Here is a 17,967-nt window from a genome sequence, read left to right on the forward strand (position 1 = left end):
CGGCGCACATCGGCGGCAAAACCTGATTTCACTTTTTCTCCTCTTCTTTCACCACCTGCGCGGGAAGGTCTGACACCATATGCGCGGTAATGAACAGACACCTTGTCAAATGATCCGAGGGCTGCGCGCCCATGATGACTGTCTGCCCGTCCCATATGCTCACCCCGGTGGAGATGGATCTGTTCACACTTTCAACCGTGATGATGAGTTCAATCGTGTTTCCATCTCCACCAATCTTTGATTCCACCGTTGCTTCCAGACCACCCATCGTGTCCGGCAGCTTGTACTTCTTCGATATGTCATCCAGTCTCAAAATTTCGAGCTTCATATGGGTGACGGCGAGCTTCTTCATCACTGTCTGAAACTGAGAATCTGATAAGATCCCCGCTATAGTGGACTGTCGCAAAATCTCTCCCGCTGGTGGCGACGCCGCAGGGAGCAGCAGCGTCGGGTCCGTGACCACGGCTGGCTTTGGAGCATCAGGCAAGGGCGGCACCCACTCTTTCATCAGCTCCAAAAGATTCCCCTTCATCTCGACCGCCTTCACATTGACGACCACACGCTTATTCACCGCAGCCTCGTGGAGCTGCCCAAGCCACACCTCGATAAGCTCCAGATTCGGCTTGGTATTGCGCACGGTGAGCTTGCCATCTCTCAGCACTGCTGAGGCATTCTTTTCAAATGAAATGCCTGCTGTTTGGAGCACCTCCATCGGCGGCTTGTCATTTGGAAAGCCCTGCGGAACGCGGTAAACACGCTGGCTCCATTCATTCGCAGCTTTGTCGGGCAGGTCGATCCCCGTGCTGGATGGCAACACCGTCGCGGTCGATTCAAAATTGATCGCCTTCTGGCCGGTCGGATTCAGCGCTTCGGCCGTCATGAGCACAGTGACATATTTTTTCGAGGTCCGGAGATGCATCACGAGCGTCTCACCGCTCGCCAGTTCCGCCTTGGCGGATGATGTGTAGGTTTCCACACGGTTCCAATCCGGCTTGTCGCCCTTTTGCGGCAGCCACGGATAGGCTCCATCCAGATCAACTCCCAGATCCACTTTCGCCACGACCAGCGCTTTGCCATTCACCGCCAGGCTGGCGGTGAGCTTGATGCTCGGCCCGATGAGTTTGAGGGCATGGTTGATATTAGCGTCCGTTATCTTTTCCGGAAACACCTCCTGCACGGCTTCAGCGATGGCCTCCGCTCCCAGTTTCCCGGTAGTGCTTGGCATGGTTGCCAGTTCGATGCCCTTTTTCTGCGACACCTGCCGCCACAGTTCTTTGGCTTCATCAGGCTTTAAAATGCCTCCGTGCGTCTCAAAGTAACCGTCAGCCTGAATCAGTTTGCACTGAAAGTGCACCAGAGGCGTCCGCTTGCTCAGCCGGTCAACGATGGCTTCGATTTGATCGAGTGCCTGCCTGTAATGCCGCACGATCAGTTGTGAGGTCGCTGGATTGTAGATGGCACTGGCCCCTCCCGGAAAAGGAATGCCCCGATCCTCCAAAAGTTCACGGGCGGACTTTCGGATGACAGCCGTTGTGGCCCCCGTGCCTCCCGCAAAGGGATCCGACTGCGGCTCACCCATGCTCAAAAAATCCGGCGCCACCTTGTACGCCCGTGTGTACATTGGACCACGATCCACCTTGGTCTTCACAGGCTCCTGCGCCTCCGCAGTAGCCACTCCAAACGATGCCGCGACCACCGGCGCCAGCACTGCAAAAGCCACCAGCGCCAGCACAAACAGCGCCCCCACTTTCTTTCGCACGCCACGTGCCTCCATCAGCGCCACCAGCCGCGCCTTCAGCCGCCGTGCCGGCTGCGAATACGCGATCGGCATCACACACGCCTGCTGCGGCCCCGGCCTCGCCGCGCACTCCAGCAGAAAGTCAGCATACGCCGTGTGCTCGCGCTGCTCACCCACCGCAGCATCATCACACATCTCCTCACGCGCCTGGGCATAGTCCTCCACCAGCGCATGCACAAAGGGGTTCCACCAGAGGCAGGCGCGCACGATGTTCTGCAGGATCACCGCCACCGTATCATGCAGGCGCAGATGCTCCGCCTCATGCCGCAGCACCCAGCCCCACTGCCACGGCGTCAGCTTTTGAAACGCACCCGCCGGAACCGCGATCACCGGAAAAAACCACCCTGCCACACACGGCGTGCCCTCGGTCTCAAACACACGCAGCCGTCCAAGGCGCGCATCTTGCGGCAGCAGGTCCATCTCCGCCGGCGTCGGCTCGCGCAGCCCCCACGCCCAGCGCTGCACGCGCACGCTTTGCACCAGCAGCCTCAGCAGCAGCAGCGCCGTCACACTCCACGAAAACCACCGCAGCCCCCTCATCCCATCATTCACATCCCACCGCCTCTCCTGACTCACCACCTTCACCTCTGGCGCACTCACCGGCGCCACGCTCACACGCCAGTCCGCCTTGAGCGTCTCGCGGATCGGCGTCCACACCGGCGCCTCCTCCTTCGGCTTCGGCATCAAGTCCTGCATCCCGACGTTGAAAGGCGTGTAGAGACACATCAGCACCGCCAGGTTCGCCAGAATGCAGCGCCGCAGCGCATCACGGATCACAAACCGCACCAGCAGCCACGCCGCCGAACCGATCACCAGACTGTGCACGACGTAGTTTAAACACGCGATCGTCTCCGCATTCATGACTCCTCTCCTTTCTTCCCGCTGCTGTGGCGCACGAGTTTCCTCAACTCCGCCAGCTCCTCCTCGGAGATGTCGCCGCTCTCCACCAGGCAGCGCACCAGCGCCAGATTGCTCCCGCCAAAGAAGCGCTGCTTCAGATCCGCCAGCACGCTGGTCCTCCCCCGCTGCTCCGCCACCGCCGGCTCATAGGCATGGCTGCGGCTCGAGTCATCACGGGTGATCCACCCCTTTGCCTCCAGCCGCGTGAGCTGCGTCTGCAGCGTGTTGCGCGTCACCGGCTCGCTCCGCCCCTGGTTCACGGCCTCCAGCAGCTCCAGCACGCTCGCCGGATGTTTCTTCCAGAGGATGTCCATCAGCGCCTGCTCCGCCGCGGAAAGTGATGGGAGTGATTTTTTAGCCATATTCGGCGAGTTTGACGACATTTGTCGGATTTGTCGAGCCTGAAATACGACACATGTAGGACTTTCCGCCAATGAGCATCCGCTTGATGAATTCCGCCCACGCCGCCCGTTGACTTGCCTCCCATCTCCTGACAGCATCGCCCCGCCATGTCCACTCCCGCACCCAAATTCACCACCACTCACTGGCTCATCATCATCATCGCCAGCATCGGCTTCCTGTTTGACACCTATGAGCTGCTGATGACTCCGCTCACGGCTCCGCCCGCCATTGCGGAACTGCTCGGCATCGACATGACCCATCCGGACGTGACCGCGTGGACCGGACGCCTGCTGTGGATCAGCGCTCTCTGCGGCGGTTTCTTCGGCCTCATCGGCGGCTGGCTCACAGACAAGCTGGGCCGCAAGTTCGTCATGGCCGCCAGCATCTTCATCTACTCAGCCTCCCCCTTCTGCGCCGCCTACTCCACCTCGCTCGGCATGTTTGTCACCTTCCGCAGCCTCACCTTCATCGGCGTCTGCGTGGAGTTCGTCGCGGCCATCACCTGGCTCGCGGAGGTCTTTGAAGACAAGCATCAAAAGGAAAAGTGGCTGGGCATCACCCAGGCCTTCGCCTCTCTCGGCGGCATCCTCGTCACCGTCATCAATGTGTGGATCGTGGCCCATCTCAAAGATCTGCCCTCCCTCGGCCTGCCAGAAATTTCTTCCTGGCGCTACCTTCTCATGACGGGCATCCTTCCCGCCATCCCCATCGCCTTGATGCTGCCCTTCGTGCCTGAGTCCAAGGCATGGAAGGACAAAAAGGCCGCGGGCACCCTGAAGCGCGCGAGCTTCGGCGCCCTTTTCGCCCCGGAGCTTCGTCGTGTCACGCTCGTCACCGCCGTTCTTTCCGCCTGCGCCTACGGCATCGCATTTGGCGCCCTGCAGCTCACCCCCCTGCGCATCGCCCCCGGCCTGCCAGAGCTTTCAGACACCAGCAAGAAGATGGCTCCGCTGCGGAAAAAGGCCGCCGAGCAGGCCGTCGCCGCCAAGAAGGCCGCCCCCGGTTCACCTGAGGAAGCCGCGGCCAAGACCGCGCTGGCAGACATCAAAAAAGACATGGCCCCCCTGGACAAAAAAGTCAAAGAGGTGGGCAACGACGTGCAGTTCTATCAGGAAATGGGCGGTCTTGTCGGCCGGGTCCTTCTGGCCCTGTTGCTCGTCATCGGCCTCAGCCGCGTGGCCCTGCTGAAGGTGTTTCAGCTTCCTGCCCTCATCCTGCTGCCTCTGACCTACTTGTACTTCTTCCATGTCGGCGGCCACACCTTCATGTGGGCCTACGCGCTCTGCGGCCTCGTCACCGTCGCCCAGTTCAGCTACTTCGGTGAATATCTCCCCAAGGTCTTCCCCATGCACCTGCGCGGCACCGGCGGCAGCTTCGCCACCAATGTCGGCGGCCGCATGATCGGCACCAGCATGGCCTTTGTGACCACCAATCTCATCGCCCCCATGATTTCCGGCGATCCCACCAAGATCCTGCCCGTCCATCTCGCCAAGGCCGCCGGTTACGTCGGCCTCGGCATCGCCGTCGTCGCACTCCTGGTCGGCCTGCTGCTGCCGGAGCCGAAATCGGAGGAATCTTAAAGCCATCCTGGCAAAGAAGCTCGGCGTTCTTCGCTCAGCTTCTGAACGACTCTAAATCATGGCGGCGTACTCCTGCCGCCATGATTCGCTCTATCCTATCTCTCATCCTCTGCCTCTCCGCCTTCACCCTTCACGCGGAGGACAAAGGCGACGGCAAGCTCCGCATCATCGTCTTCGGCGCGCACCCCGATGACGCCGAGTACAAAACCGCAGGCACCGCCGTGAAATGGGCGCGCCAGGGCCATCATGTCAAACTCGTCTCCGTGACCAATGGGGACATCGGCCACTGGAAAGAGGCCGGCGGCCCCCTCGCCCTGCGCCGCGCCGCTGAGGTCGCCGCCTGCGCCAAAAAACTCGGCGTCACCTCCCAGGTCCTCGACATCCACGATGGCGAGCTCATGCCCTCGCTCGAAAATCGCAAGCTCATCACCCGCGTCATCCGCGAGTGGAAGGCCGACATCGTCATCGCTCACCGCCCCTGGGATTACCACCCGGACCACCGCTATGTCGGCGTGCTGCTGCAGGATGCCGCCTTCATGGTCACCGTCCCCTTCATCGTTCCGGATGTGCCGCCGTTGAAAAAGAACCCCGTCTTCCTCTACTCCAGCGACGGCTTCCAGAAGCCCTACCCCTTCACCCCGGACATCGCCGTCAGTGTGGACGACTCCTTTGAGCAAAAACTCGACGGCATCCACGAGCTCACCTCCCAGGCCTACGAAGGCGGCGCCAGCGGCTCCGCCGAATACGTGGAAAAAGAAGTCCCGCCCGCCAGCGATGAAACAGCCCGCCGCGCCTGGCTCAAACGCCGCTGGGGCGCACGCCAGAGCAGCGAAGCCGAAAAATACCGCGCCCTCCTCATCAAGCTCTACGGCGAAGAAAAGGGCAGCGCCGTGAAATACGCCGAGACCTTCGAAGTCTGCGAATACGGCCGCCGCCCCAGCCCCGCCGAGATCCGCCAGCTCTTCCCCTTCTACGGAGAGAAGTAGCGTCCGCGCAAACCGGAGGAGCAGGACACATCACACCCAGGCTCTCGTTCCGCCTTCAGCTCGACTTCCATAGCGGTTCGCAAAACTCATTTCCGTTTAGCGGGCTGTTTCTTGATCGCGGATCATGGGCTTCGACGGCGGCTGGCTGAGGACAGCCAGCCCTACCTGCGCTGGGTACTCGCATGCGTGCAGCGAGGTGGGGAGGCTGGTCCTCCAGCCTCCGGCGAACGTCTCCAAGCACCGCTGACCGGAAATCCGTTTTGGAAAACGCTCTACCACAGCCTGCGGAAAAAGGTGCCGTCACTCTGCGCTCCCGGAGGGAGCACGGAAAATGGCCGGCGGTGAAGCGAGGCTTGGCGAGCGGCAACCACCGGACCTCATTGTGATCTCTCGCTCACGGTCAAGGCCGCATGCCGGAGGCATGCGAGAAGCGCACGCACTCGGTTTGCGTCTGGAACTCCCACTGAACGCCCCACTCTCAATTCAGCGCCTTAAACCGCGCCTGCAGCTTCGTCAGCGCCTCCTTGTTCGCCGCATTCTTGCGCACCAGCTCCCGCACCAGCGTCGCCCCACGCATCTTGTCCCCGGCCCTCAGCAGGTCTTCGGCATGGTTCGCCAGATCATTCTGCTGCGGCGAAAGCCCCGTCGCTCCCGCAGCCAGGGCCGCCTTGCCAGCGTTGCCGCGCACATGCCCGCCGAAGACATCCTCGATCTTCAGCCACGTCGCCTCGGAGCCATCTTCAGAAAAGGCCAGCCAGAACAAGGCATTGTTTTCACCCCCGGTCTCCAGCACACGGCGGTTCGCCACCACCGCATCCACCTTCTGCACGATCCACGCATCCTTCTTCGCCCCCACCTCCAGCTCCTTCCCGTTCCAGCGCATCTTCAGTTCCGCGCCTTGGTTTCGCCCCACCCAGACAACGTTCTGGATGTCCTGCGGAAAATTCTTCACCGGCTTGATTGCCGTCCCGCTCTCCGCTTTGAACTCCACCATCTCGCTGATGTTCACCGGCGTGATGAGCTTCAGGTCATCGCTCACAAAATACCACGCCGCCCGGGTGTCGCTGAAAACGATCTGAAACACCCCCACGTCCACAAACGCATGCTCTTTGAAAGGGTTCTGGTTCATCCCGTTCCCCGTGACCGGAAAGAGCTTGTCTCCATCATAGCGCAGGTGCTTCAGCGAATTCGTCCCGCGCAGGTCCCACAGCACGTTGGTCATCGAGGCGGCAAACTTTTCCACTTCAGGCCACTCCTTCTGCTGGCCGTGGGCAGACCCGGCAAGGGCGCAGCAGCAGAGAAAGACAGGAAGCAGGCGTTTCATGGGGGCGGATTCTGGCATTCATCCCCGGGTCTGGCAAACTCCGAACCACGCGCGGCATTTGCAGTGGCAAAGCGTCCGGAAAGGGCTATGAACACGGCCCACTCATCCGTACGACCATGCAACCGCCGCCCGCCGCCCCTGAACATTCCGAGTCCGAACTTCTCCAATTCCGCCGCGAAAAACTCGACGGACTCGTGAAGACCGGCATCGATCCCTTCGGCGGCCGCTTTGACACCACCCATCAGCCCGGCGCTCTCAAAGAGCAGATGAAGTCCCAGTTCGCGGAGCTTCAGGTGCAGGTCGCAGGCCGCGTGCTTTCCCGCCGCGAGATGGGCAAGGCCACCTTCTTTGACATCGGCGACATCACCGGCCGCATGCAGTGCTACCTCAGCAAGGGCGATGTGGGCGACGAGGCCTACGTCCAGTTCAATCAGCTCATCGACATCGGCGACTTCGTCGGCGTGGAAGGCTTCACCTTCGTCACCAAGCGCGGCGAAAATTCCATCCACGTCAAAAAGCTCACCCCTCTCTCCAAGGCCCTCCGCCCCCTGCCGGACAAATGGCACGGCGTCACTGACAAGGAGATCAAGTACCGCCAGCGCTACCTCGACCTCATTTCCAACGACCGCAGCCGCGAGATCTTCGTCACCCGCAGCAGGATGGTCGCCGCCATCCGCAGCTACATGCAGGAGCGCGGCTTCCTCGAAGTCGAAACCCCCATGATGCAGGACGTCCCCGGCGGCGCCGCAGCCAAGCCCTTCGAGACCTTCTTCCACGCCCTCAATCAGCAGATGTTCCTGCGCATCGCGCCGGAGCTCTATTTGAAGCGCCTTCTCGTCGCCGGCTTCACGCAGATTTTCGAGCTCAACCGCAACTTCCGCAACGAAGGCCTCAGCCGCCGTCACAATCCCGAGTTCACCATGCTCGAGGCCTACTGGGCCTACGCCGACTTCGAAAAAATGGCCGACCTCGTCGAAGGCATGATCTGCCACCTCGCCGAAAACTACTGCGGCGGCCTCAAGATCGAGCACAAGGACGAAGAAGGCACCGTCACTAAGTCCATCGACCTCTCCCGCCCCTGGAAGCGCGCCCGCTACACCGACCTCCTCAAAGGCGTCGATCCCAAATGGTACGAATACACCCCCGAGCAGCGCAAAGCCCGCGCCCAGGAGCTCGGCGTTGAAATCGGCGCCAACTTCGAAGACTACGAAGTCACCCAGCATGTCTTCGAGCGCCTCATCGAGGCGAAGCAGTTTGACCCTCTCTACGTCACCCACTGCCCGAAGGAGCTCGTCCCCCTCGCCAAGCAAAACGCCGCGGACGACTCCATCGTCGATGTGTATGAGCTCATCATCAACGGCCAGGAGATCAGCCCCGGTTACTCCGAGCTGAACAACCCCATCGTCCAGCGCGAGCGCCTCGAGCACCAGGCCGGTGAAGAGACGCAGAAGATCGATGAAGAGTTCATCCTCGCCCTCGAGCACGGCATGCCCCCCGCCGGCGGCATCGGCATCGGCATCGACCGCCTCATCATGATGCTCACCGGCGCCGAAAGCATCCGCGACGTCATCCTCTTCCCGCAGTTGAAGCGCCGCGATTAACACTCCCTGATTGGACTGGGTTTTAATCCGTCCAATCTTCCCTCCAACAAAACACGCATCCTTCCGGCATCACCATGCCGAGCGGGCGAAGCAAAGCAGCCTTGTTCCTGCGGAACAAGGCCATCCCCGCTTTCACCCCAGTCTCTTCACAAGGAGGAAGAAGCAGAAAGTGAAGCTCAAGAAACCTCGCTTAAAGCCTGGAGTGAACTCATTCCAGCCTGCGATCATCTTCACGTCCCGCAGGGTTTTCCGAAAGCCCGGGGGGCTGGGCGGAGTGCTATAGAGCGGCGTGGAGGATGGTGAGGAGTTCTTCGTGGGTGAGAGGAACGGGGTTTGCTTTCATGCTGCTGGCGGCGGCGGATTTGCGGGCGATTTCTTCGAGGTCGGTGGATTGGATGCCCCAGTGGCTGAGTTTGGGAATGTGGAGGCGGGTGGTGAGGGCGTGGAGATAGGAAGTGGCATCGCCGCCGAGCATGGAGTCGATTTGAGCGAACTTGGTGCGGTCGGGCACGCGGCGGGAGTTGGTTTCCCAGACGGGGGCGAGGAGGGCGGCGCAGACGGCGCCGTGGGGGGCGTGAAACATGCCGCCGATGGGTGCGGCGAAGCCGTGGACGGCGCCGAGGCCGGCGTTGGCGAGGGCGATGCCGCTGTTGAGGGCGCAGAGGGCCATGTCTTCGCGGGCATCGAGATCGTGGCCGTTTTGGAAGGCGCGTTCGAGGGAGCGTATGGCGCGCTGGATGCCATCGAGGCAGAGGGCGTCGGTCATGGGCTGGGCGCGGGAGCAGACGAAGGCTTCGAGGCACTGGGTGAGGGCATCCATGCCGCTGGCGGCGGTGACGGATGGCGGGACAGCGGCGGCGAGCTCGGGATCGATCAAGGCGATGCGAGGGAGCATGGAGATGTGGCGCAGGCTGGCTTTGACGCGGTGTTCGGTGCTGGCGATGACGGCATTGCGCGTGACCTCAGCGCCGGTGCCGGCGGTGGTGGGCACGGCGATGTAGGGCAGGGGAGCGGCGTCCAGCGGCTTGCCTTCGCCGATGACTTCGATGTAGCGCATGAGATCGCCGGGCTGGGTGGCCATGGCGGCGATGGCTTTGCCGGCATCCACCACGCTGCCGCCGCCGATGGCGACGATGACATCGGCGCTGTGTTGTCTGGCGAGGGCGACACCACTTTCGATGTCCTGGGTGGCGGGCTCTCCGCGAATGGAGTGGATGGCGATGTGAGGAAGGCGGTCCGTCCACTGCTGCGGGCGGCTGCCGGTGATGAGGAGGGTGCGCTGGCCGAAGCTGCGGGAGAGGTCGGGAAGCTCGCGGGAGGTGCCGCGGCCGAAGATGATGCGCTGGGCGGTGGCGAATTCGAAGCGGTTCATGGGCCTGGGTGTGCGAGGGTTGTGGTGGCGCGGGGATTTGGGGTGATTGCGGAGCGGTCTCGGTATCGGAATACCGAGCTACAATTAAGCGCGGGCGGTGGTGCGGAGTTTCGGATTTATTGCGGAGCGGTCTCGGTATCGGAATTGCCTTCGGCTGTCTCCGCTTCGCTCCGGCTCCGAGCTACAACTGAGGTGGGATCAACGGCTCAGCGTCATGACGCATTCGAGGTGCTTGGTCTGAGGGAAGAGATCGAAGGGCTGCACGGTGCCGAGCTTGAAACCGGCCTCGGTGAAGAGGACGAGGTCGCGCATCTGGGTGGCGGGATTGCAGGAGATGTAAACGACGCCCTTGGGATTGAAGGCGAAGAGCTGATGCAGGAACTCGGGGCTGCAACCGGCGCGCGGGGGATCGATGATGACGACGGTGTCGGCTCCAGCATGGGGCACGTCGCGGAAGACGTGCTGGGCATCGGCGGCGATGAAGCGGCAGTTGGTGAGGCTGTTGATCTCGGCGTTGTGGGCGGCTTTTTTGACGGCGGTTTCGGAAATTTCCACGCCGATGACCTGCTCGAAGTCGCGTGCGGCGCTGATGGCGAAGAGGCCGCTGCCGCAGTAGGCATCCACGAGATATCTGGCGCCAGTGGCCTTGGCTTCGTCGATGGCGTGGCGGACGAACTTGGGCAGGATGAAGGGATTGTTCTGGAAGAAGTCGCCGGCCTGGAATTCGAAGCGGACGCCGTCCACGTCTTCGACGGCAATTTCATCGTTGCGGGTGAGGACGCCATTGCTGGCGGCACGCATGAGGAGGGTGGCGCCGTTTTTAAAAGCGGTGGCATTGGCACGGGCGTGCTCGCGCACGGCGGCGAGCTGGGCATTGAGCTGCGGCATGGCGATGGGGCAGTGCTCCACATCGATCATGGCATTGCGGGTGCGGGCGCGGAGGAAACCGATGGCGCCGATGCCGCCCTCCTTCGGACGCTGGAAGTGCGGGGTGATCTTGGAACGGTAGCCGTACTGCACGGGCGAGGGGATCACCGGTGAGACGGCGTGCTCGATCTTCGCCATGTGGCGGAGGAGATCGGCGACCTGGCGCTGCTTGGAGATCAACTGCTCCTCATAAGAGAGGTGCTGGTACTGGCAGCCGCCGCACTGGCCGAAGAGCGGGCACTGGGGAGTGACGCGCATGGGGGAGGGCTCGATGACACTGACGAAATCGGCCTCGCTGTAGTTCTTGTGATTGCGGAAGACGCGGCACTTTACGAGTTCGCCAGCAAGGGTGAAGGGGACGAAGACGACCCAGCCATCGACGCGGGCGACACCGGCGCCTTCGTTGGTGAGGCTTTCGATGCGGACGTCCAGCTCCTGGTGGTAGGCGAAGGGATGGGGATTGAATTTGCGCGGCGGTTGTTGCATGCGTCGCGTCAGGGTTTCGCCGGTTTGTTCATCTTCATGTAGGTGCGGCCTGTGATCTTGCCGCTGGCGGGGTCGAGGGTTTCGACCCGGAGTTCTTTGAGAGCATTCGCTCCATTCACTTTCTGGATTTTGGTGACTTCGTAGCGTTTGACGATCTTGCTGCCGCGGTCATAGGCCTGCATTTTGGCGGCTGCTCCACTGGCCTGATGGACCCAGATGTCCACGGCATAGTAGGGGCCTTCCCTGCCCGGATTCATGACACGCACGATCCAGCATTTCTGCCCGCTGACGCGGCCCTCGCCCATGAGCTGCGGACGCGGCCAGTAGAGGAAGGCGAGGGAGAGATCCGCATAGTTGAAGTCCATGCCGCGGACCTTGGAGCCCATCTGGCCGGCCGGGACCTGGCGGGGAGAACCGCCGCGCACCTGATAGAGCCTGGCGGGCGTGGTGCTGAGATCCAGACGGAGGGTCTCAGGGGGCGGATTGGTGAAACGGAAATCCATGGCCTGATTTCCCATGGTGAGCTCCAGAGGTTCGGTGCGGCCGGTGGCATCATCACGAAGCTCTCCCTGAAGCTTTTGATTCTGCCCGGCGTAGCTCTGGCGCACGAGGTCCAGAATTTCGTCGGCCGATTTCGTCTGCGCGTCAGCGATGCCCAGGAACGACAATGCCAGCAGAGCGGCGGTGACGAAGAGCTTCATGGGGGTGGAAGTACGGGAGGGGGCGCAGCGAGTGGATGCGCGCCGCGTCAGTTGTTCTTCACCGGATCTTCCAGCGTCATGTAGGTGCGGCCGATGACGGAATCATTGGCGGGATTGATGGATTCAATGCGGAGCTCCTTCAGGGTGGTGGCGCCCTCGACTTTCTGAACCTTGGTCACCTGGTATTTTTTCACGATCTTGCTGTTGCGGTCCCAGGCCTGCATTTTGGCGGCGCCGCCACTGCCCTGATGCACCCAGAGGTCCACGGCATGATAGGGGCCTTCGCCGGTGGGATTGATGACGCGGACGCGCCAGCACTTCTGGCCGCTGACGCGGTCGTCGCCCATGAGCTGGGGGCGCGGCCAGTAGAGAAAGGCAAGGGAGAGGTCCTCGTAGTTGAACTCCATGCCGCGCACTTTATTCCCGTGCTGGCTGTCTGGCACGACGGAGGAGCCGCCGGGACGCACCTGATAAAGGGTGGCGGGGGAGGTGTTCATGTCCAGATGGACGATTTCAGGGGGCTGGTTTTTGAAGACGAAACGCATGACGCGGTCGCGCATGGTGAGGGTCAGGGGCTCGACGCGGCCGGTGGCGTCGTCACGGAGCTGGCCGTTCATCTTGTAGTTTTGCAGGGCGTAGCTGTTCTGCACGATGCGGATGATTTGCTCGGCGGTTTTGGGCTGGGCATCTTCGGCCCGCAGAGCGGACGCCAGCAGCAGGGGGAGCAGAAGGAGACGTTTCATAAGAATGAGGGGGATGGGTGACGACACTTTGACAGGCGGGCGGCGACCACTATTCAATGTGCCCAACCACCATGCAGCGCCAGCGCTTTCTCTTTGCCGCCCTGGGCCTGCTCACGCTCTGGCGCTGGGCTCTGCTGCCGACGCTGGAACTCGCGCCGGACGAGGCGCTGGCGGTTTTCCGGGTGAAACACGGGGAATGGGGAGGGTTCTTTGAGATCGGGCCGCTGATGACGCTGAGCGCGAGGCTGGGAACGTGGATGGGAGGGATGAATGAAACCGGGGTGAGGCTGCTGGCACCGCTGCTGGCGCTGGGGGCCTCGCTGCTGATCTGGCGGCTGGCGCGTGAGCTGCATGACGAGCAGATCGCGGGCTGGGCGGTGGTGACGGTGAATGTGCTGCCGGCCTTCAACGTGGCGGCTGTGACGCTGACACCGGCCATTTTTGTCTGCGTGCTGGTGCCGGCGGCGGCGCTGTGGGTGTGCCGTGCGCAGTGGCAGGCCGCCCCAGGCCGGAGGGACTGGCATGCCGCGGTGGCATGCGTGGGAGCGGCGGCGCTGGCGCAGCCGCCCGCCTGCGCCGCGATGGTGGCGGTGCTGCTGGTCTTGGTACTGCCGGGGAGGCTGCCACATCTGCTGAGTCATTCGGGTTTCAGGGCGGTGCTGGTCGCATGGTCGGCGGTGCTGATGTGCTGGATGGTCTGGCAGGGCGTGCACGGCTGGCCGTCTCTCGCCGGTGGGCAGTGGGTGCCGGAGTGGCGGCTGCTGCCGAATCTGCTGCGCTGGATCCTGCTCGTCTCTCCGCTGCTGCTGGTGTTTTTTGTGATGGCGGTGCGCGCGGCGTGCACGGGCGCGGTGGTGAAGTCGCGGCGCGGGCTTTCCGTGGCCATGCTGCTGCCGCTGGCCGTGGCCGATTTCTTTTACGGTCCGCGTGAATGCTGGCCGGCGATGGGAGGCATGGTGTGGATGCTTTTTGCCGCGCTGCTGCTGGCACACCAGAGCGTGGTGGCGCGGGTGGCGGTGATCGAGCAAAAGATCAGCCTGCGCACGGTGGCGCTGGGACTGGCGGCGCTGCAGAGCGCCTTTCTGCTGCAGACGGACCTGCCGCGGACGCTGGGACTGCGGTGGCCTTTTGAAGCAGACCGGGGCACCGCGAGCAGCGGTGTACGAAGCCTGAGCAGGGACCCCTCCAGGACGATGCGCGGCTGGCGTGAGAGCGCCCGGGTGGTCTCGGCGGTGCTGAAACAGGCAGGCGGGGAGGGGGGCTGGTTTGTCCTGGCGAGTGACTGGGCGCTGGCCGTGGAGCTGGATTATTACCTGAGCGGGGCGGAGGCGGTGCAGTGGCCGGAGCGTGATCTACGCGCCTTCGCCGGACGGAGCGCGCTTTTTGTCACGGAGGACAGGGATGCGCCGTCCGTGCCGGAGGCGCTGAAAGAGAGGTTTCAGCGCGTGGAACTCCTGACTGTGGCGAGGGTGATGCATGCGGGGAACGAGGTGCGGTGGCTGAAAATCTTCGCTTGCCACGATTATCGTACGCCCGACCTTTGACGCTCTTTTTCCGACCCGCCCATGCCCTCGTCTCCCGCCATCTCCGTCGTCGTGCCTCTTTATAATGAGGAGGACAATGTCGTGGAGATGCAGCAGCAGATCGACAAGGTGCTGGGCGGCCGTGATTACGAACTGGTGCTGGTGGATGACGGCTCGAAGGACCAGACGCTGGCGCGGGTGCGGCGCGGCGAGCGGGTGCGGGTGATCGTCTTTGAGAAAAACAGCGGGCAGAGCGCGGCCATGCACGCGGGCATCAACGCCGCAGCCGGGGATGTGATTGTGACGCTGGACGGGGATCTGCAGAATGATCCGGCGGACATTCCGGCGATGATCGCCAAGCTGGATGAGGGCGGCGGCTATGACCTGGTGTGCGGCTACCGCGCCAAGCGGAAGGACACGACCTTCAAGAGGCTGCAGAGCCGCATCGCGAATTTTGTGCGGTCGCGCTTTGTGGGAGATCATGTGCGCGACACCGGCTGCACGCTGAAGGTGATGCGGCGCGACTGCCGCGAGGCGCTGCTGCTCTTCAACGGCATGCACCGCTTCATTCCGGCGCTGATCCGCAACATGGGCTGGCGCGTGACGGAAATGCCGGTGAACCACCGGCCGCGCATCCATGGCGTGAGCAAGTATGGCTTTGGCAACCGCGCGCTGCGGGCGACGATGGACATGTTTGGCGTGCGCTGGTTGAACAGCCGGCGGACCCGCTATGTCATTCGTGAGGAGCGGCGCGGCTGAGGCGTTTTCTGTTGTTGACGAAACAACCGCTTCGCAGCCATGCTGTGACACAGCACCCAGGATGAACCTACGCGAACAACTGCGACAACTGCTGCCCGAAATCCTTCCGCATGATCCTGCGGACTCGATCAAGGGCACCGAACTCATCCGCCTGGTGCGTTTGCGGCTGGGGGAGGGCTACAGTGATGCGACGCTGCGGTATCATTTTTCGATTCTGAGCTATGACCCGACCTCGCCAATAGCGAAGGTGGACCAAGGGCAGGGGTACTACCAGCGGCAGAAGAAGACGCTGGGCGGCGGGAACGGGGTGACGCGGCAGGGGCTCTTTGACAGCGAGCTGGGCGAGAGCGACCAGTGCTGGTCGCGCTACCTGCGGGTGGTGGCGATCTATGAGCGGCTGTGCCTGCAGCGCTCGCGCTATCCTTTCCTGCTGAACCGAAACAGCAGCGGCGCGCCGAGCATGGAGGGGGAGTGGGACATCCCTGATCTGGTGGTGGCGGACTGGGACCTCGACGCGGGCAGTGATGACACGCCGCGCTTTGACGCCGCCATGCTGGATCTGCGCCGGCACCTGGGCGGGCCGGAAGTGGGGCTCTCGGGCGTGCAGCTCAAGCTGAGCGTGGCGCCGGACACTTTCAGCGCGGACTTTTTCCAGGCGCTGAGCGCCACACGGTGGACGCTGCAGAGCGAGATCGTGATCGCGGAAGGGCTGAATGACGAGGCGCTGGTGGATGCGCTGCGCAGCCTGGGGCATCAGTTTGGCGTGGGGATCAGCAGCCTGGGCATTCCGCTGACGGTGCTGGACGACCTGCCCTCCGCGAAGGAGCTGCGGGCCATGAGCGCGGCGGAGTTTGAGGCGGTGCACAATCTGCTGCGCATTCAGAAGATCACGCTGCCGACCTCGCGGCCGACGCTGGACTGGGCGGCGCTGAACACGCTGCGGAAGAAGCATGACTCCGTGGCGGACCTGGTGCGGTGGCTTTCAGAGTGCCTGACGAAGCGGCAGCCGGAGTGGGTGGGCGGGGTGGTGAGGTGAGGGCGGTACACGGCCATGCACAACGCCAAGGAGGAACTGCTCAACGTTCTCAAAGAGACGAGGGAACTGCTGGTGCGTCCCGACAACGATTTTGCCTGGTCAAGATGGGATGACACCACAGAGGCGTTGTCCGAGTTTGATCGACTGATGGCAAACATCGAAGCAAATCGGCGCTTTGATCTTCTGAATCTCGCTGGTTTATATGGTCCCACAGGTCCTATTCAAGAAGTGAGTCTTAGCTGTGGCTGGGGGCGGGAATTCTGTGATGTGGCGGCACGGTTTGACGTCGCATTGGCGGCTTATGGGAAGGATATTGCTTCTGAATTCTCGGGTCCGTAAGCTGGCGGAAGTGCGCTGTTCAAGTGGCGGGACGGCGAGGAGACGCTGCTGGTGGACGCGGTCTTTGAATGAAGCGATGGATTTGCTTTCCGGAAGGATGGAGCCTGTACCAGGGTAGCCTCGCCAGGGCTCGGCAACCCTTCGCTGTGATGCGGAAGGCCGTTGGCCTTCAAAGGCAAGAAGAAGGTTGTAGCGGGAAGTGGCTGGTATCTTTCACGAGTCTCGATGTTGATGAATTTTCGACGACATCGATTTGCTGATACAGGTGTTCCTCAAACACGGGTGTTTTTATCAGGCAGAGAGATTGCTGTGCAAGTGGTGGCAATGATTTCATCTTCGGGCACGTTCTCTGATTGTCACATGACCCGCCGCGCTTTTCTCATGTCTGCCACTGCTTTTGCCGCCGCCCTGCCTTCATCGGCCGCGTTGCGGGGCAAGAAGATGGGGATTGTGATTCATTCTTATTGGAAGCGGTGGCAGGGGAAGTACTCGGACATCAAATACCCGGCGTTTGAGCATGCGCTGGATGTGCTGGATCATGTGCGGGATCTGGGGGTGGGGTCGCTGCAGACGCTGGTGGGAGGATGGACGAGCGAGTTTGCGCAGAAGGTGAGGGCGACGTGCGAATCGTACAGCATGAAGCTGGAGGGCAGCATCACGCTGCCGAAGAATGAGAACGATGTGGCGCGCTTTGAGCAGGAGGTGAGGATCGCGAAGGAGGCGGGGGCGGTGATTTTTCGCTCGGCGACGGGCGGGCGGCGCTATGAGCTGTTTTCCAGCCTGGAGGAGTTCAAACACTGGAAGGAGGGGGCATTCAAATCCATGCAGCTCGCGGAGCCGGTGGCACGGCGGCAGAAGGTGAAGATCGGGATCGAGAATCACAAGGACTTCCATGCGGCGGAGCTGGCGGAGATGCTGGGGCGGCTGAGCAGCCCGCACATGGGGGCGTGTGTGGACACGGGCAACAGCATCGCGCTGCTGGAGGACCCGATGACGGTGGTGGAGACGCTGGCGCCCTATGCGGTGACGACGCACATCAAGGACATGGCGGTGCAGGAGACGGCGACGGGCTTTCTGCTTTCCGAAGTGCCGCTCGGGGAGGGGATTCTGGATCTGCCGCGCATGTTTGCGCTGTTTGAGAAGTACCATCCGGAGGTGAACTACCTGCTGGAGATGATCACGCGTGATCCGCTGGACATTCCCTGCCTGAAGCCGGGCTACTGGGCGACGTTTCCGGAGAAGCGCGGCACGGAACTGGCGCGCACGCTGACGATGGTGCGGGAGCGGAAGGCGGAGAAGCTGCCGAAGACCAGCGGGCTGAACCTGGAGGCGGCGCTGGAGTTTGAGGAGACGAACATCGTGAAATGCCTGCGGCAGGCGGGGGAGAATTATGGCTTCACGCCTTCGCTGAAAGCGAAGGATGCGAAGAAGAAGGACGAGCATTGAAGCGCGCGACATGCGACAGGCGTGTGGCGGAGGGAAATGAAGAC

General features: G+C 62.3%; 15 protein-coding genes. 8 read left to right on the forward strand and 7 right to left on the reverse strand.

From position 1 onward, the window contains the following. Positions 1 to 28: 28 nt before the first annotated feature. A complete protein-coding gene (locus tag ACILSQ_RS08845; protein WP_395743239.1) occupies positions 29 to 2,659 on the reverse strand; it encodes a M56 family metallopeptidase in 2,631 nt (876 codons plus the stop codon). Further along, positions 2,656 to 3,060 carry a BlaI/MecI/CopY family transcriptional regulator gene (locus tag ACILSQ_RS08850; protein WP_395743240.1) on the reverse strand — a complete coding sequence of 135 codons (405 nt, stop codon included), beginning with the start codon at positions 3,058 to 3,060 and terminating at the stop codon, positions 2,656 to 2,658. Before ACILSQ_RS08850 ends, ACILSQ_RS08845 begins: the two co-directional genes overlap by 4 nt. A 147-nt stretch (positions 3,061 to 3,207) precedes the next feature. On the opposite strand from ACILSQ_RS08850, the gene ACILSQ_RS08855 reads away from it, so the two are divergent. Both ACILSQ_RS08855 and ACILSQ_RS08860 read left to right on the forward strand, forming a co-directional pair. Continuing rightward, the gene (locus ACILSQ_RS08855) at positions 3,208 to 4,680 is read left to right on the forward strand and encodes an MFS transporter (RefSeq protein WP_395743241.1); all 1,473 of its coding nucleotides are present in this window, start codon (positions 3,208 to 3,210) and stop codon (positions 4,678 to 4,680) included. An 80-nt stretch (positions 4,681 to 4,760) separates the two neighbouring features. Next, on the forward strand, positions 4,761 to 5,666 hold the full coding sequence (locus tag ACILSQ_RS08860; RefSeq protein WP_395743242.1) for a PIG-L deacetylase family protein: 906 nt from the start codon (positions 4,761 to 4,763) through the stop codon (positions 5,664 to 5,666). A gap of 478 nt (positions 5,667 to 6,144) precedes the next feature. Here the strand turns inward: ACILSQ_RS08860 and ACILSQ_RS08865 are convergent, their stop codons facing one another. Further along, entirely contained in the window at positions 6,145 to 6,990 is an 846-nt protein-coding gene (locus tag ACILSQ_RS08865; protein ID WP_395743243.1) for a hypothetical protein, read from the reverse strand. A gap of 116 nt (positions 6,991 to 7,106) precedes the next feature. Between ACILSQ_RS08865 and lysS the strand changes: the two genes are divergently transcribed. Beyond that, entirely contained in the window at positions 7,107 to 8,591 is a 1,485-nt protein-coding gene (lysS, locus tag ACILSQ_RS08870) for a lysine--tRNA ligase (RefSeq protein WP_395743244.1), read from the forward strand. A 277-nt stretch (positions 8,592 to 8,868) separates the two neighbouring features. Here the strand turns inward: lysS and ACILSQ_RS08875 are convergent, their stop codons facing one another. From ACILSQ_RS08875 to ACILSQ_RS08890, 4 genes are all read right to left on the reverse strand, one after another. Continuing rightward, positions 8,869 to 9,963: an iron-containing alcohol dehydrogenase gene (locus ACILSQ_RS08875; protein WP_395743245.1), complete on the reverse strand. Its 1,095-nt coding sequence runs from the start codon at positions 9,961 to 9,963 to the stop codon at positions 8,869 to 8,871. Between the two features lie 198 nt (positions 9,964 to 10,161). Further along, positions 10,162 to 11,376 (reverse strand): class I SAM-dependent RNA methyltransferase, encoded by a 1,215-nt coding sequence (locus ACILSQ_RS08880; RefSeq protein ID WP_395743246.1) that lies wholly within the window; start codon positions 11,374 to 11,376, stop codon positions 10,162 to 10,164. Positions 11,377 to 11,384: 8 nt separating this feature from the next. Continuing rightward, a complete protein-coding gene (locus ACILSQ_RS08885) occupies positions 11,385 to 12,077 on the reverse strand; it encodes an outer membrane lipoprotein-sorting protein (RefSeq protein WP_395743247.1) in 693 nt (230 codons plus the stop codon). A 47-nt stretch (positions 12,078 to 12,124) separates the two neighbouring features. Next, positions 12,125 to 12,820 (reverse strand): outer membrane lipoprotein-sorting protein, encoded by a 696-nt coding sequence (locus ACILSQ_RS08890; RefSeq protein WP_395743248.1) that lies wholly within the window; start codon positions 12,818 to 12,820, stop codon positions 12,125 to 12,127. Positions 12,821 to 12,891: 71 nt separating this feature from the next. On the opposite strand from ACILSQ_RS08890, the gene ACILSQ_RS08895 reads away from it, so the two are divergent. The 5 genes from ACILSQ_RS08895 to ACILSQ_RS08915 all read left to right on the forward strand — a co-directional run bounded on the left by ACILSQ_RS08895 (position 12,892) and on the right by ACILSQ_RS08915 (position 17,923). Then, entirely contained in the window at positions 12,892 to 14,364 is a 1,473-nt protein-coding gene (locus ACILSQ_RS08895) for a glycosyltransferase family 39 protein (RefSeq protein WP_395743249.1), read from the forward strand. A 21-nt stretch (positions 14,365 to 14,385) separates the two neighbouring features. Then, entirely contained in the window at positions 14,386 to 15,102 is a 717-nt protein-coding gene (locus tag ACILSQ_RS08900; protein ID WP_395743250.1) for a glycosyltransferase family 2 protein, read from the forward strand. A 61-nt stretch (positions 15,103 to 15,163) separates the two neighbouring features. Then, positions 15,164 to 16,138, forward strand: coding sequence for a hypothetical protein (locus ACILSQ_RS08905; protein ID WP_395743251.1), 975 nt, complete (start codon positions 15,164 to 15,166; stop codon positions 16,136 to 16,138). Positions 16,139 to 16,153: 15 nt separating this feature from the next. After that, entirely contained in the window at positions 16,154 to 16,477 is a 324-nt protein-coding gene (locus tag ACILSQ_RS08910) for a hypothetical protein (RefSeq protein ID WP_395743252.1), read from the forward strand. A gap of 381 nt (positions 16,478 to 16,858) precedes the next feature. Then, entirely contained in the window at positions 16,859 to 17,923 is a 1,065-nt protein-coding gene (locus ACILSQ_RS08915) for a sugar phosphate isomerase/epimerase family protein (protein ID WP_395743253.1), read from the forward strand. The last annotated feature ends 44 nt before the right edge of the window (positions 17,924 to 17,967 follow it).

The sequence above is a fragment of the Prosthecobacter sp. genome, assembly GCF_044227185.1.
Classification (GTDB): Bacteria; Verrucomicrobiota; Verrucomicrobiia; order Verrucomicrobiales; family Verrucomicrobiaceae; genus Prosthecobacter.

What these genes read in the sequence shown, in the direction of transcription:
- ACILSQ_RS08915 (WP_395743253.1), top strand. Translation starts at nt 16,859, where the DNA reads ATGTCTGCCACTGCTTTTGCCGCCGCCCTGCCTTCATCGGCCGCGTTG.
- ACILSQ_RS08855 (WP_395743241.1), top strand. Translation starts at nt 3,208, where the DNA reads ATGTCCACTCCCGCACCCAAATTCACCACCACTCACTGGCTCATCATC.
- ACILSQ_RS08900 (WP_395743250.1), top strand. Translation starts at nt 14,386, where the DNA reads ATGCCCTCGTCTCCCGCCATCTCCGTCGTCGTGCCTCTTTATAATGAG.
- ACILSQ_RS08850 (WP_395743240.1), bottom strand. Translation starts at nt 3,060, where the DNA reads ATGGCTAAAAAATCACTCCCATCACTTTCCGCGGCGGAGCAGGCGCTG.
- ACILSQ_RS08865 (WP_395743243.1), bottom strand. Translation starts at nt 6,990, where the DNA reads ATGAAACGCCTGCTTCCTGTCTTTCTCTGCTGCTGCGCCCTTGCCGGG.
- lysS (WP_395743244.1), top strand. Translation starts at nt 7,107, where the DNA reads ATGCAACCGCCGCCCGCCGCCCCTGAACATTCCGAGTCCGAACTTCTC.
- ACILSQ_RS08860 (WP_395743242.1), top strand. Translation starts at nt 4,761, where the DNA reads ATGATTCGCTCTATCCTATCTCTCATCCTCTGCCTCTCCGCCTTCACC.
- ACILSQ_RS08895 (WP_395743249.1), top strand. Translation starts at nt 12,892, where the DNA reads ATGCAGCGCCAGCGCTTTCTCTTTGCCGCCCTGGGCCTGCTCACGCTC.
- ACILSQ_RS08890 (WP_395743248.1), bottom strand. Translation starts at nt 12,820, where the DNA reads ATGAAACGTCTCCTTCTGCTCCCCCTGCTGCTGGCGTCCGCTCTGCGG.
- ACILSQ_RS08880 (WP_395743246.1), bottom strand. Translation starts at nt 11,376, where the DNA reads ATGCAACAACCGCCGCGCAAATTCAATCCCCATCCCTTCGCCTACCAC.
- ACILSQ_RS08845 (WP_395743239.1), bottom strand. Translation starts at nt 2,659, where the DNA reads ATGAATGCGGAGACGATCGCGTGTTTAAACTACGTCGTGCACAGTCTG.
- ACILSQ_RS08905 (WP_395743251.1), top strand. Translation starts at nt 15,164, where the DNA reads ATGAACCTACGCGAACAACTGCGACAACTGCTGCCCGAAATCCTTCCG.
- ACILSQ_RS08885 (WP_395743247.1), bottom strand. Translation starts at nt 12,077, where the DNA reads ATGAAGCTCTTCGTCACCGCCGCTCTGCTGGCATTGTCGTTCCTGGGC.
- ACILSQ_RS08875 (WP_395743245.1), bottom strand. Translation starts at nt 9,963, where the DNA reads ATGAACCGCTTCGAATTCGCCACCGCCCAGCGCATCATCTTCGGCCGC.
- ACILSQ_RS08910 (WP_395743252.1), top strand. Translation starts at nt 16,154, where the DNA reads ATGCACAACGCCAAGGAGGAACTGCTCAACGTTCTCAAAGAGACGAGG.